The 12,462-nt window shown below is 67.1% G+C and carries 12 protein-coding genes; 8 read left to right on the top strand and 4 right to left on the bottom strand.

Annotated features, from left to right (window positions below):
- The first annotated feature begins 20 nt into the window (after nt 1-20).
- Both FOZ70_RS03345 and FOZ70_RS03340 read left to right on the top strand, forming a co-directional pair.
- Nucleotides 21-1,211, top strand: a complete 1,191-nt coding sequence (locus tag FOZ70_RS03345) for a nitronate monooxygenase family protein (RefSeq protein WP_059816971.1) — start codon at nt 21-23, stop codon at nt 1,209-1,211.
- Nucleotides 1,212-1,276: 65 nt separating this feature from the next.
- A complete protein-coding gene (locus FOZ70_RS03340; protein ID WP_021159755.1) occupies nt 1,277-1,918 on the top strand; it encodes an OmpW family outer membrane protein in 642 nt (213 codons plus the stop codon).
- Between the two features lie 97 nt (nt 1,919-2,015).
- Here the strand turns inward: FOZ70_RS03340 and FOZ70_RS03335 are convergent, their stop codons facing one another.
- Nucleotides 2,016-2,219: a DUF1289 domain-containing protein gene (locus FOZ70_RS03335; RefSeq protein ID WP_021159754.1), complete on the bottom strand. Its 204-nt coding sequence runs from the start codon at nt 2,217-2,219 to the stop codon at nt 2,016-2,018.
- A 421-nt stretch (nt 2,220-2,640) separates the two neighbouring features.
- On the opposite strand from FOZ70_RS03335, the gene FOZ70_RS03330 reads away from it, so the two are divergent.
- The 5 genes from FOZ70_RS03330 (at nt 2,641) to FOZ70_RS03310 (ending at nt 7,220) form a co-directional block, all read left to right on the top strand.
- The gene (locus FOZ70_RS03330; protein WP_027787297.1) at nt 2,641-3,735 is read left to right on the top strand and encodes a polyamine ABC transporter substrate-binding protein; all 1,095 of its coding nucleotides are present in this window, start codon (nt 2,641-2,643) and stop codon (nt 3,733-3,735) included.
- An 85-nt stretch (nt 3,736-3,820) separates the two neighbouring features.
- A complete protein-coding gene (potA, locus tag FOZ70_RS03325; RefSeq protein ID WP_048022911.1) occupies nt 3,821-4,981 on the top strand; it encodes a polyamine ABC transporter ATP-binding protein in 1,161 nt (386 codons plus the stop codon).
- On the top strand, nt 4,978-5,904 hold the full coding sequence (locus FOZ70_RS03320; RefSeq protein ID WP_027787299.1) for an ABC transporter permease subunit: 927 nt from the start codon (nt 4,978-4,980) through the stop codon (nt 5,902-5,904). The genes potA and FOZ70_RS03320 overlap by 4 nt, the downstream gene beginning before the upstream one ends.
- Nucleotides 5,901-6,722: an ABC transporter permease subunit gene (locus tag FOZ70_RS03315; protein ID WP_027787300.1), complete on the top strand. Its 822-nt coding sequence runs from the start codon at nt 5,901-5,903 to the stop codon at nt 6,720-6,722. Before FOZ70_RS03320 ends, FOZ70_RS03315 begins: the two co-directional genes overlap by 4 nt.
- An 87-nt stretch (nt 6,723-6,809) precedes the next feature.
- Complete coding sequence (locus FOZ70_RS03310) at nt 6,810-7,220, top strand: hypothetical protein (RefSeq protein ID WP_059670205.1); 411 nt, start codon at nt 6,810-6,812, stop codon at nt 7,218-7,220.
- A 160-nt stretch (nt 7,221-7,380) separates the two neighbouring features.
- Here the strand turns inward: FOZ70_RS03310 and FOZ70_RS03305 are convergent, their stop codons facing one another.
- The 3 genes from FOZ70_RS03305 to FOZ70_RS03295 are packed head-to-tail and all read right to left on the bottom strand — an operon-like array spanning nt 7,381 to nt 10,790.
- Complete coding sequence (locus FOZ70_RS03305) at nt 7,381-8,187, bottom strand: sulfite exporter TauE/SafE family protein (RefSeq protein WP_048022811.1); 807 nt, start codon at nt 8,185-8,187, stop codon at nt 7,381-7,383.
- Between the two features lie 18 nt (nt 8,188-8,205).
- Nucleotides 8,206-9,876 carry a bifunctional protein tyrosine phosphatase family protein/NAD(P)/FAD-dependent oxidoreductase gene (locus FOZ70_RS03300; protein WP_219704942.1) on the bottom strand — a complete coding sequence of 557 codons (1,671 nt, stop codon included), beginning with the start codon at nt 9,874-9,876 and terminating at the stop codon, nt 8,206-8,208.
- 29 nt (nt 9,877-9,905) lie between these two features.
- Nucleotides 9,906-10,790 (bottom strand): MBL fold metallo-hydrolase, encoded by an 885-nt coding sequence (locus tag FOZ70_RS03295; protein ID WP_059653079.1) that lies wholly within the window; start codon nt 10,788-10,790, stop codon nt 9,906-9,908.
- A gap of 261 nt (nt 10,791-11,051) precedes the next feature.
- On the opposite strand from FOZ70_RS03295, the gene FOZ70_RS03290 reads away from it, so the two are divergent.
- The gene (locus FOZ70_RS03290) at nt 11,052-12,449 is read left to right on the top strand and encodes a sigma 54-interacting transcriptional regulator (RefSeq protein WP_060051314.1); all 1,398 of its coding nucleotides are present in this window, start codon (nt 11,052-11,054) and stop codon (nt 12,447-12,449) included.
- Nucleotides 12,450-12,462: the final 13 nt, after the last annotated feature.

Here is a 12,462-nt window from a genome sequence, read left to right as displayed (position 1 = left end):
ATGTTCCGACGAGGTTTCAGATGACCGTACGCACTTCCTTTCCGCCGCTGACGATCCGCGGCCGCACCTTGCTGCCTGTCGTGCAGGGCGGCATGGGCGTCGGCATTTCCGCGCACCGGCTGGCGGGCAGCGTCGCGCGCGAAGGCGCGGTCGGCACGATCGCGAGCATCGACCTGCGTCACCATCATGCGGACCTGCTCGCGCGTTGCCGCGCGCAACCCGATCGCGCGACGCTCGAGGCCGCGAACCTCGACGCGCTCGCCCGCGAGATCCGTCTTGCGAAGACCTACAGCGAAGGACGCGGGATGATCGCGGTCAACGTGATGAAGGCCGTGAGCGCGCATGCGGACTACGTGCGGGTCGCATGCGACGAGGGCGCGGATGCGATCGTGATGGGCGCGGGCCTGCCGCTCGACCTGCCCGATCTCACGCAAGGACACGACATCGCGCTGATCCCGATCCTGTCGGACAGCCGCGGGATCGCGCTCGTGCTGAAGAAGTGGATGAAGAAGGGGCGCCTGCCCGACGCGATCGTGATCGAGCATCCGGCGCATGCGGGCGGCCATCTCGGCGTCACGCAGATCGACGACATGCACGACCGCCGTTTCGATTTCGCACGCGTGCTCGACGAGACCGCGCAGGTGATGGCATCGCTCGGCATCGAACGCGAAACGATCCCGCTGATCGTTGCGGGCGGGATCAACAGTCACGACACGGTGCGCGCGGCGCTCGAGGCCGGCGCGAACGGCGTGCAGGTCGGCACGCCGTTCGCGGTGACGGAAGAGGGCGATGCGCATCCGCACTTCAAGCGCGTGCTGGCCGATGCGACGCCCGACGACATCGTCGAATTCGTCAGCGTGACGGGGCTGCCCGCGCGCGCGGTGAAGACGCCGTGGCTCGATCGTTACCTGCGCAACGAGACGCGCATCCGCAGCAAGCTCGGCGCGCTGAAGCAGCGCTGCCCGACCGCGCTCGAATGCCTGAGCGTATGCGGGTTGCGCGACGGCATCGAGAAGTTCGGCCATTTCTGCATCGACACGCGGCTGGCGGCGGCGCTGCGCGGCGACGTCGCGAACGGGCTGTTCTTCCGCGGCCGTGAAGCGTTGCCGTTCGGCCCTGCGATTCGCAGCGTGCGCGACCTGCTCGACCTGCTGCTGACGGGCTGTGCGACCGAGCCTGCGGCAAACCGTCCCACGTTTACGCTGGCTTGACGGATATCAAGAACATGAAAAGACCCTACGAGGAGAATGGGAACCATTCTTTGGGGGTCCGTACCATGCTTAAAACGATTCGAACTTGTGTCACCGCTGCCGCCGTTGCGGCCAGTTTCGTCGCGATGCCGTCGCTGTCGCACGCGGCTTCGCCGGGCGAAGGCATCAACCAGGGCGACGTCCTGGTCCGGCTGCGTGCGATCAGCATCCAGCCGAACGAACGCGCGAGCGACACGCTCGGCGCGCTCAACGTCGGCGTGAACAACGCGATCGTGCCCGAGCTCGACTTCACGTACATGATCCGCGACTACCTCGGCGTCGAACTGATTCTCGGCACGTCGCGGCACCAGCTGACGTCGAGCCTGGGCAATCTCGGCGGCGTGGGCGTGCTGCCGCCGACACTGCTGCTGCAGTATCACTTCAACCATGCCGGCAAGGTGCGTCCGTATTTCGGCGCGGGCGTGAACTACACGTACTTCTACAACAACGGGCTCAACGTCGGCGGGCAGGGCGTGTCGATCAACAAGAGCAGCTTCGGCCCGGCATTGCAGTTCGGCGTGGACGTGCAGTTGACGAAGAAGGTCTTCATGAACGTCGACGTGAAGAAGATCTGGATGAGCACCGATGCGACGCTCGGCGACAAGGGCATCGGCACGCTGCACATCGATCCGCTGATCGTCGGCGTGGGCGTCGGGATGAAGTTCTAGACGCGGCGGGAAACGAACAGAAACAGGTACAGAAACAGAACAGAGTTGGGGTTGGCGGCATGGCGGTCTGCATGCCGCTTTTTTTTGCGCGGCGGATTTACAGCTTGTCGTACTGGAAGCGCATCGCGGTGCCTTCGCGCTGGATGCGCTCCCATACCGCGCGCTTTTCGTCGTCGCTCAGGAACACCCAGTTCGACACTTCGGCCGCCGTGCGGCCGCAGCCCTTGCAGACTTCGTCGAAGAGGGTCGAGCACACGCCGATGCAGGGGCTGTCGGGCAGGTCGTGGAGATTGGAGGCCATCGGAGGGGTTCACGCAGTTGAATCGTCAGCCGCCATTTTAATGCATCGCGGCCGGTCGGTCGGACGGGTGCGGCCGGCATACCGTACCGGTGCAGCGGCGTAACAGTACGGCCGGGTTCGGGCGCAGCCGCCGCACGGCTCGCGTCCGGCCGGCGAACGCGGTTTCGTCGCCGCCTGCCTTTCCCGGTGGACAGCCGCCGATTACCCGATAGAATTCCCCGGGAACGTCTCGCCGCACGGGCCGCCTGACCGGCCGGCAGCGGGATATCTGTTCCGTTTGCGCGACACCGGCATGATTTTTTTGTGACGGGGCGCGAATGATGGTAGTTTTCGGGGTTTTCGAGGGGCGGCGCGCCAGAATGCGCCGCCATGACGAGGCAGACGGCAGCCGGGCAACGTGTCCGGCCGGAGGGAGAACGGGATGAAAGCAAAGGTAGTGGGCCGGTTCGCAGCGCTCGCGCTGTGCGTGGGTGCATCGGCGGCAGCGGCGAAGGATACGCAGCTCAATGTCTATAACTGGTCGGACTACATTGCGAAGGACACGATCCCGAACTTCGAGAAGCAGACGGGCGTCAAGGTTCGCTACGACAACTACGACAGCGACGATACGCTGCAGGCGAAGCTGCTGACGGGCAGCTCGGGCTACGACATCGTCGTGCCGACCAGCAACTACGCGGGCAAGCAGATCGCCGCCGGCATCTTCGCGCCGCTCGACAAGTCGAAGCTGCCGAACCTCAAGTACCTCGATCCGCAACTGATGGCGCTCGTCGCCGGCGCGGACCCGGGCAACAAGTTCTCGGTGCCCTGGGCGTACGGCACGACCGGTCTCGCGTACAACCTGACGAAGGCGCAGCAGGCGCTCGGCAAGGTGCCGCTCGACAACTGGGACATCCTGTTCAAGCCGGAAAACATCTCGAAGCTGAAGACCTGCGGCGTGTCGGTGCTCGACGCGCCCGACCAGATGTTCGCGGCGACGCTGCACTACATCGGCAAGGATCCGATGAGCACGAACCCGGCCGACTACAAGGCCGCGATGGAAGTGCTGAAGAAGATCCGCCCGTACATCACGCAATTCAACTCGTCGGGCTACATCAACGACCTGGTCGGCGGCGACATCTGCTTCGCGTTCGGCTGGTCGGGCGACGTCGTGATCGCGAAGCATCGCGCGATCGAGGCGAAGAAGTCGTACAAGGTCGAGTACTACATTCCGAAGGGCGGCGCGCCGGTGTGGTTCGACGTGATGGCGATCCCGAAGGACGCGAAGAACAAGGAAGCCGCGCTGGAGTGGATCAACTACATCGAGGATCCGAAGGTGCACGCGGCGATCACGAACGCGGTGTACTACCCGAGCGCCAACGCCGAGGCCCGCAAGTACGTGCGGCCCGATGTCGCGAACGATCCGGCCGTCTATCCGCCGGCCGACGTCGTGAAGACGCTGTTCCTGCTCAAGCCGCTGCCGCCTGAAATCCAGCGCCTGCAGACGCGTCTGTGGACCGAGCTGAAGTCGGGCCGCTGACGCGAGCCGGCGTTCCCAGCAGTCATGAAGCCCCTGGTGCCCCCGGGGGCTTTGTTCGTTCAACGCAGGAGAGATGCAGCACATCATGAATAGCCAGTCGGGTGCGCCGGTCGCGGGCGCACCGTCCTCCGTTTCCTCCTCCGGCGCCGATGCGCGCGCCGAGAACTTTGTCCAGATCGTCGACGTCGTCAAGAAATTCGGCGACACCGAAGCCGTGCGCAGCGTCAACCTGACCGTGCGCCAGGGCGAGCTGTTCGCGCTGCTCGGCAGCTCGGGCTGCGGCAAGTCGACGTTGCTGCGGATGCTCGCGGGCCTCGAGACGGTCACGTCGGGCAAGATCCTGATCGACGGCGAGGACCTCGCGCAGATGCCGCCGTACAAGCGGCCTGTGAACATGATGTTCCAGTCGTATGCGCTGTTCCCGCACATGTCGGTCGAGTCGAACGTCGCGTTCGGCCTCAAGCAGGAAGGCACGCCGAAGGCCGAGCTGAAGGAGCGCGTGGCCGCGGCGCTCGAACTCGTGCAGATGAGCAAGTACGCGAAGCGCAAGCCGCACCAGCTGTCGGGCGGCCAGCAGCAGCGCGTCGCGCTGGCTCGCTCGCTGGTCAAGCGCCCGAAGCTGCTGCTGCTCGACGAGCCGATGTCCGCGCTCGACAAGCAGATCCGCCAGCGCACGCAGATCGAGCTCGTCAACATCCTGAACAAGGTCGGCGTCACCTGCATCATGGTCACGCACGACCAGGAAGAAGCGATGACGATGGCCAATCGCCTCGCGGTGATGAGCGAAGGCCAGATCGTGCAGATCGGCTCGCCGAACGAAGTGTACGAATACCCGAACAGCCGCTTCTCGGCCGAGTTCATCGGCTCGACGAACCTGTTCGAAGGCGTGACCGTCGAGGACGAACCCGACCACGTGTACATCGAATCGCCGGAGCTTCCGAGCCGGTTGTACGTGAGCCACGGGATCTCGGGCCCGCTCGGGATGCCGGTCACGGTGTCGGTGCGCCCCGAGCGGATCGCGCTCACGCGCAAGCCGCCCGAAGGCGCGTTCAACTGGGCGCGCGGCCGGATCGGCAACGTCGCGTACATGGGCGGCTATTCGCTGTACCACGTGAAGCTCGACGGCGGCAAGACGGTGATCGCGAACGTGTCGAGCCTCGCGATTTCGGAGCTCGACACGCCGTCGCTCGGCGACGAGATCTACGTGCGCTGGAGCGCGACTGCCGGCGTGGTGCTGACGTCATGACCTCGTTCAAGTCCATGCTCTCGTGGCCGGTGCGGCGCTTCAACCTGACGGGCGCCACGGCGGTCGTGGCCGGCCCGTTCACGTGGCTCGTGCTGTTCTTCCTCGTGCCGTTCGTGCTGGTCGTCAAGATCAGTTTCGCGGAGCTGCAGCTTGGCATCCCGCCGTACACGGAGCTTGCGTCGTACGCCGACGGCGTCGTGCACGTCGCGCTGAACCTGTCGCACTACGCGTTCCTGTTCACGGACAGCCTGTATTTCGCGACCTATGTGAACTCGGTGTGGGTGGCCGCGATCACGACGCTGCTGTGCCTGCTGATCGGCTATCCGATGGCGTACTACATCGCGCGCTCGAACCCGGCGACCCGCAACCTGCTGATGATGGGCGTGATGCTGCCGTTCTGGACGTCGTTCCTGATCCGCGTGTACGCGTGGATCGGCATCCTGAAGAACAACGGGCTGCTGAACAACTTCCTGATGTGGATCGGCCTCACGCATACGCCGATCGAGCTGTATCGCACCAACTACGCGGTGTACATCGGGATGGTGTATTCGTACCTGCCGTTCCTTGTGATGCCGCTGTACGCGCACCTGGTGAAGATGGACCTGCGTCTGCTCGAGGCCGCGTACGACCTCGGCGCGAAACCGTGGAAGGCGTTCGTGCAGATCACGCTGCCGCTGTCGAAGAACGGGATCATCGCGGGCTGCCTGCTCGTGTTCATCCCGGCGGTGGGCGAGTACGTGATTCCCGAGCTGCTCGGCGGCGCGAACACGCTGATGATCGGCCGCGTGATGTGGAACGAGTTCTTCAACAACGCAGACTGGCCGATGGCGTCGGCCGTGACCTGCGCGATGGTGCTGCTGCTGCTCGTGCCGATGGCGATGTTCCAGCACTTCCAGGCGAAGGAGCAGGGAGGCCGTCGATGAAGCCGAATCGTTACCTGCAGTTCGCAGCGCTGTTTGCCGGCTTCGCGTTCCTGTACATCCCGATCATCAGCCTGATCGTCTATTCGTTCAACGAGTCGAAGCTCGTCACCGTGTGGTCGGGGTTCTCGTTCCGCTGGTACTCGGCGCTCGTCGAGGACGACGAGCTGCTGACGGCTGCGTGGCTGTCGCTGAAGATCGGCGTGCTGACCGCGTTCGCGTCGGTGATCATCGGCACCTGGGCCGGTTTCGTGCTCGCGCGGATGGGGCGTTTTCGCGGTTTCGCGCTGTTCAGCGGGATGATCAACGCGCCGCTCGTGATTCCCGAGGTGATCCAGGGGATCTCGCTGCTGCTGCTGTTCATCGAACTGGCGAAGTGGATCGGCTGGCCGGCCGAGCGCGGCATCTTCACGATCTGGCTCGGCCACGTGATGCTGTGCATCTCGTACGTCGCGATCATCGTGCAGTCGCGCGTGCGCGAGCTGAACCCGTCGCTGGAAGAGGCCGCGCTCGATCTCGGCGCGACGCCGCTGAAGGTGTTCTTCACGATCACGCTGCCGCTGATCTCGCAGGCGCTGATCGCGGGCTGGCTGCTGTCGTTCACGCTGTCGATCGACGACCTCGTGCTGTCGGCGTTCCTGTCGGGCCCCGGCTCGACGACGCTGCCGCTCGTGGTGTTCTCGCGTGTGCGTCTCGGGCTGAACCCGGAGATGAACGCGCTCGCGACGCTGTTCATCGTCGCGGTGACGGCCGGCGTCGTGATCGCGAACTTCGTGATGCTGCGCCAGGAGCGCAAGCGGATGGCGGGGTTCGCGACCTGACGCTTGAATGGCGTCTGCCATGAACAACGCCCGGTGCCGACGACGAGTCGGGCCGGGCGTTTTGTCTGGCGCGACGGGAGAAAGGAATTGAAGATTTCAGAATTGCTTGGTGCAAGCCTGACTGCCGCGATCGTGGCAGGCTTGTTGATCGGCATTGTGTCCGTCAAGGATTTCGGCGAAGTTTCGATCTTTTTTTCCGCTGTGGCTTTCACGGTTGCATTTCCCGTGGCAATGCTGCTTTCGTATCCGGTCTATCGGGCCAGCACGCTGCTTCCTCGGAGGGCGGTATTGCCGATGCTGGTCATCGTGGGCGGTGCGGCTGGATTGACCGTTCTTGCGGTTCTGACACAGGCAGCCTGGCCGGACATCGCAGGGAACGGAGAAATGGCCCTGCTGTATGCGGCAATCGGGATGATGTGTGCGGTTTCGGCGCTGGGGTATGTCGAGCGATCCGGGATTGCCGGCAGGCTGCGCAAATGGCTCGAAAGGCCGAATTGACGGCCATCCAGCATCTGCCTTGACGACGACGGTGCGTCGCGCCGTTGGCCGGTGGCGCCCGCGATAAAAAACGCCCGGTGCGGACGTCGAGTCGGCCGGGCGTTTTGTCTGGAGGCGCTGCGCGTCGAGCTGCGTCGAGTCGGCGCCGGTCGGTACGCGATTACGCGCCGAACGCCGCCTTCGCCAGCAGCCCGAGCGCGACGCACACGAGCACGGCCGCGAACCCGGCCTGCACGTGCCGCGCGGCGAGGTGGCGCGACGCGCCGCGACCGGCAGCCATGCCGAGCGCGGTCGCGACGGTGAACCACAGCGTCACGTCGAGCGGCGCACGCGTGCCCGACACGAGCGTCGCGAGCACGCCGCCGGTGCCGACCAGCGCGATAACCATCAGCGACGTCGCGACCACCCCATGCATCGACACGTTCGTGAACTTGCGCAGCATCGGCACGATCACGAAGCCGCCGCCGACGCCGAGCAGCCCGGTCATCAGGCCCGTCATCGCGCCGGTCGATGCCAGCGCGATGCCCACGGGCCAGGACCACATCAGCCGGCCCGTATCGGGATTCACGCGGCCGACGCACAGCGGCGACGCATCCGCATCGACCACCGCCTGCCGCAGCGCCTGCCGCAGCAGGCGGCCGGCGACGATCAGCATCGTCAGTGCGAACAGCGCGAGCAGCAGGCGCTGCGGCAACACGTGCGCGAGCCGTACGCCGAGCGTGGTCAGCGGCACGCCGGCCACGGCCATCAGCAATGCCGCGCGATAGCGCACGAGCCCGCGGCGGAAGCCTTCGAGCGCGCCGAGCGCCGCGCTGCCGGCCACCGCGACGAGCGCGACGGGCGTGGCCTGCTGCATCGGCCAGCTCATGCCGACGACGAGCGCGGGCACCGCGAGGATGCCGCCGCCGGCGCCGGTCAGGCCGAGCACGGCGCCGACGAAACCGCCCAGTACGAGGGAAATCAGCATGACGTCATCGGGCTCCGGTCAACGCGCGATCGCGGGTTTCGCGAGCCATTCGCGGCCCTTGAGCATCGCCTTCCAGTAGAGCGGCGGCAGCACGCGTTCCTTGAGCAGCCACGCGAGCCGCGACGGGCGCTTGCCGTCGATCAGCCACGCGGGGAAGGTCGGCGCGACCTTGCCGCCGTACAGGAATTCGGCGAGCACGATCTTGCCGCGCTCGACGGTGAGCGGGCACGAGCCGTAGCCGTCGTATGCGGCGTCGCCGTGCGCGCGGCCGAGCGACACGAGCAGGTTGTGCGCGACGACGGGCGCCTGCTTGCGGGCGGCCGCGGCCGTTTTCGCATTGGTCGTGTTGGTGGCGTCGCCGAGCGCATAGATGTCCGGGTACTGCCGATGGCGCAATGTCGCCGGATCGACGTCGATCCAGCCGGCCGCATCGGCGAGCGGGCTCGACCGCACGAAATCGGGCGCCTTCTGCGGCGGCACGACGTGGATCATGTCGAACGAGCGCACCACGGTTTCCTTGCCGCCGTCGGGCAGCGCGCGCGCGAACGTCGCCTGGCGTGCCGGGCCGTCGATCGCGACGAGGTTGTGGCCGAACGACAACGCGATGTCGTAGCTTTTCACGTACTCCATCAGCGCGGGTACGTAGTCGGCGACGCCGAACAGCGCGCCGCCCGCATTCAGGAACTCGACGTTCGCGGCCTCGAGGCGGCCCGCGCGCCGCCAGTGGTCGCACGACAGGTACATCGCTTTCTGCGGTGCGCCTGCGCACTTGATCGGCATCGGCGGCTGCGTGAAGAGTGCGTTGCCGCCGCGGAACGCGCGCACGAGTTCCCACGTGTACGGCGCCAGGTCGTAACGGTAGTTGGACGTGACGCCGTTGCGGCCGAGCGTATCGGCGAGGCCTTCGATCGCGTGCCAGTCGAGCTTGAGCCCCGGGCACACGACGAGCTTGCGATAGCCGATGCGGCGGCAGCCGTCGAGCACGACCGCGTGCGCGTCGGGCTCGAAGCCCGCAACGGCGGCCTGGATCCGGTGCACGCCGCGCGGCAGCACGTCGGTAATCCGGCGTGCGGTGGTCTCGGGCCGGAAGACGCCCGCGCCGACCATCGTCCAGCCCGGCTGGTAGTAGTGGACGTCGGCCGGATCGATCACCGCGATGTCGAGCGACGCGTCGCGTGCGAGCAGGCTCGACGCGACTGCGATGCCGGCCGCGCCCGCGCCGACGATCACGACGTCGTGCCGCGCGTCGACGGCCGGTGCCGCCTGCTTGCCGCCTTGCACGACACGCGACGCGAGCGCGTGCAGGTCGTAGCCGGCCGCGGCGGCCGTCGCGACGATGTCGTTCAGCGGGCGCAGGCCGGCTTGCGACAACGCCCACAGCGTGGCCGAACGCATGCCGCTGCGGCAGTACGCGAGCACCGGGCCGTCGAGCGACGCGACGAGTGCGCCGAATTGCGCGGCCTGGTCGTCGGTCACCTTGCCCGTATCGACCGGCAGGTAAAGCACGTCGATGCCGAGCGGCGCGGCGGCCGCGCGGATTTCGGTGACGGTCGGCTGGTCGGCGCCTTCGCCGTCGGGGCGATTGCAGACGATCGCGCGGATGCCGGCCGCGTGAAGCGCGGGCAGGTCGGCCGCCGCGATCTGCGGCGAGACCGACAGCGTGTCGGTCAGCTTGCGGATGGAGGTCATGTCGGGGGTCTCGGTTGGGGCGCCGGCGCTCAGATCGCGTCGAGCGGGATCTTCAGGTAGCGCACGCCGTTGTCTTCGGGCTCGGGCAGGTGGCCGGCGCGCATGTTGACCTGCACGGACGGCAGCATCAGCACCGGCATGGCGAGCGTGGCGTCGCGCGTGGTACGCATCGCGACGAAATCGTCCTCGGTCACGCCGTCCTTCACGTGCACGTTCGCGCGGCGCTGTTCGGCCACGGTCGTCACGAACTGCACGTCGCGGCCGCCCGGCTGGTAGTCGTGGCACAGGTACAGGCGCGTGTCGGGCGGCAGGCCGAGCACGCGCGCGATCGAGCGGTACAGCGTGCGCGCGTCGCCGCCCGGGAAGTCGCAGCGGGCCGTGCCGTAGTCGGGCATGAACAGCGTGTCGCCGACGAACGCCGCGCGCTGCGTCGCGTCGTCGACGCAGTAGGTCATGCACGCGGGCGTGTGGCCCGGCGTATGCAGCGCGCGGATCGTCAGCGTGCCGAGCGCGAGCGTGTCGCCGTCGTCGAGCAGCCGGTCGAACTGGCGGCCATCGTGCGCGAAGCCGGGGCCCGCGTTGAACAGCGTGCCGAACACGTGCTGCACGCGGCGCACGTGCGAACCGATCGCGATCCGGCCGCCGACGTGTTCCTTCAGGTACGGCGCGGCCGACAGGTGGTCGGCGTGTACGTGGGTTTCCAGCAGCCAGTGCACGTCCGCGCCGAGTTCGGCGACGCGGGCGATCAGCCGGTCGGCGCTGGCGGTGCGCGTGCGGCCGGATGTCGGGTCGTAGTCGAGCACGCTGTCGATCAGCGCGCATGCGCGGCTCGCGGTATCGAGCACGAGATAGCTGACGGTGTGGGTCGCCGGGTCGAAAAAGCCTTCGACCGACAGTGTGGTGGCATCGCTCACGGGGTGTCCTCGATCGGGTTCTGCATCTGCAATCGCAACCTGTAACTCAAGAAGCGTGCCAGCCTGCGTCGCGGCACCGGCCGATCTGCCAGGGATTTGATTCGACTCGGGTTTTCGGCGCAGGCGCGTTGAAGCACGGGCGTCGCCGGCATACGGTTGCCGCTGCGGACTGCCACTTCTGGCAGTGTCGTGGCAGAATTGGCAGTCCGCCTGGCAGTACGCTCGCCCGTTCGTCAGGCATCTCCTTCACCGAGCATCCGCATGAATCCGCACGACACCATCCCGATCGTCCCCGCGCCGCGCCCCGACGTCATGCCCGACGTGCGCGCGCTCGTCGCGTATCTCGAGCAGGATCCGCAGCCGATGATCGTCGTCGATCCCGATTACCGCATCCTCGCGGCGAACGATGCGTACCGGCGCCAGTTCGGCGTCGCGGGCGTCGAGCACGTGGGCCGGCACTGCTTCCAGGTGTCGCATCACTACGACGTGCCGTGCGACCAGGCCGGCGAGCATTGCCCGATGAAGCAGGCGCTCGAGTCGCGCGGGCTGAACCGCGTGCTGCACATCCATCACACGCCGCGCGGCCCCGAGCATGTCGACGTCGAATTGCGGCCGATCTTCGATGCGCACGGCAACGTGATCGCGTACGTCGAGCGGCTGACCACGGTGCGCAGCGCATCCGCGCAGCCGAGTGCGGAAGGGCTCGTCGGCGGCGCCGACGCGTTCAATGCGGCGCTCGGCGCACTGCAGCGCGTCGCGCCGTCGATGCTGCCGGTGCTGCTGCTGGGCGAATCGGGCACGGGCAAGGAACTGTTCGCCCGCGCGCTGCACGAGGCGAGCGATCGCGCGATGGGGCCGTTCGTCGTCGTCGATTGCTCGGGGATCGCCGAGACGCTGTTCGAGAGCGAACTGTTCGGTTACGAGAAGGGTGCGTTCACGGGCGCGAACCAGCGCAAGCCGGGCCTCGTCGAGACCGCGCAGGGCGGCACTTTGTTTCTCGACGAGATCGGCGACGTTCCGCTGCCGATGCAGGTGAAGCTGCTGCGCCTGATCGAGTCGGGCACGTTCCGCCGCGTCGGCGGCGTCGAGGCGCTGCGCGCGGACTTCCGGCTGGTCGCGGCGACGCACAAGCCGCTGCGCGAGATGATCGACGACGGCCGGTTCCGGCAGGATCTCTACTACCGGATCAACGCGTTTCCGATTCCGCTGCCGGCGTTGCGCGAGCGGCGCGGGGACGTCGCGCTGCTGGCCGAATCGATCCTGCGGCGAATCGCGAACGCGCGCGCCGGCGCAGGCGAGACGGGCGCCCGGCCGTTCGCGGCCCGGCCGTTCGTCCTGACCGAACGCGCGCGTGCGTGTCTCGATGCCTATGCGTGGCCGGGCAATATCCGCGAGCTGCGCAACGTGCTCGAACGCGCATGCCTGTTCGCGGACGACGGGACGATCCGGGTCGAACACCTGCCGGCCGAACTGGTCGCCGCATCGGCGGCGCCGCAGGATCGCGCGTCCGATGCGCGCGGCGTGTCGGACGCCGAGCTCGTGCGCATCGCGCGCACGTTCGACGGCACACGCAAGGCGCTCGCCGAGCAGGTCGGGATGAGCGAGCGGACGTTGTACCGGCGGATGAAGGCGCTCGGGCTCGGGGCGCGCGAGCGCTGAACGGGCAGGCGGC

The sequence above is a fragment of the Burkholderia sp. COPS genome (assembly GCF_019425585.1).
Lineage (GTDB): Bacteria > Pseudomonadota > Gammaproteobacteria > Burkholderiales > Burkholderiaceae > Burkholderia > Burkholderia cepacia.
The sequence above is the reverse complement of the archived record's forward strand: the minus strand, read 5'-3'. Positions and strand labels throughout refer to the sequence as shown.

Excerpts from the sequence above, each read along its gene's own strand:
- FOZ70_RS03305 (WP_048022811.1), bottom strand. The coding sequence starts at position 8,187 with ATGCTGATTTCCCTCGTACTGGGCGGTTTCGTCGGCGCCGTGCTCGGC.
- FOZ70_RS03340 (WP_021159755.1), top strand. The coding sequence starts at position 1,277 with ATGCTTAAAACGATTCGAACTTGTGTCACCGCTGCCGCCGTTGCGGCC.
- FOZ70_RS03320 (WP_027787299.1), top strand. The coding sequence starts at position 4,978 with ATGACCTCGTTCAAGTCCATGCTCTCGTGGCCGGTGCGGCGCTTCAAC.
- FOZ70_RS03290 (WP_060051314.1), top strand. The coding sequence starts at position 11,052 with ATGAATCCGCACGACACCATCCCGATCGTCCCCGCGCCGCGCCCCGAC.
- FOZ70_RS03330 (WP_027787297.1), top strand. The coding sequence starts at position 2,641 with ATGAAAGCAAAGGTAGTGGGCCGGTTCGCAGCGCTCGCGCTGTGCGTG.
- FOZ70_RS03300 (WP_219704942.1), bottom strand. The coding sequence starts at position 9,876 with ATGACCTCCATCCGCAAGCTGACCGACACGCTGTCGGTCTCGCCGCAG.
- FOZ70_RS03335 (WP_021159754.1), bottom strand. The coding sequence starts at position 2,219 with ATGGCCTCCAATCTCCACGACCTGCCCGACAGCCCCTGCATCGGCGTG.
- potA (WP_048022911.1), top strand. The coding sequence starts at position 3,821 with ATGAATAGCCAGTCGGGTGCGCCGGTCGCGGGCGCACCGTCCTCCGTT.
- FOZ70_RS03345 (WP_059816971.1), top strand. The coding sequence starts at position 21 with ATGACCGTACGCACTTCCTTTCCGCCGCTGACGATCCGCGGCCGCACC.
- FOZ70_RS03315 (WP_027787300.1), top strand. The coding sequence starts at position 5,901 with ATGAAGCCGAATCGTTACCTGCAGTTCGCAGCGCTGTTTGCCGGCTTC.